We start from the raw sequence: 262 nt of genomic DNA on the forward strand, positions 1-262 counted from the left end.
GCGGGCGCAGGGGCCGGGGCGGGCGCCGGGGCGGCCGGGGTGCCCGGGATCGCCAGGACCATCCCGGGTTCCAGGACGTCCGGGTCGGTCAGCCGTGCGCCGTCGGGGGCCTGGACGCCCTTGTTGGCCTCGAACAGCTGCGGCCACTCCTCCGCCGAGCCGAGCTCCCGCTGGGCGATGGCGGACAGCGTGTCACCGGAGTGCACGGTGACCGAGCCCCCCGCGTGCGGTGCGGCGGGGGCGGCCGATCCGGCCGCCGGGG

Annotated in this window: 1 protein-coding gene; it reads right to left on the minus strand. The window is 79.8% G+C overall.

Going from position 1 to position 262, the window contains the following annotated elements:
- Positions 1 to 262, minus strand: a 262-nt coding sequence (locus AA75_RS37700; protein ID WP_033824943.1) for a LysM peptidoglycan-binding domain-containing protein, incomplete at both ends; no start/stop codon positions are given.

The sequence above is a fragment of the Kitasatospora sp. MBT63 genome, from assembly GCF_000710465.2.
Lineage (GTDB): Bacteria > Actinomycetota > Actinomycetes > Streptomycetales > Streptomycetaceae > Kitasatospora.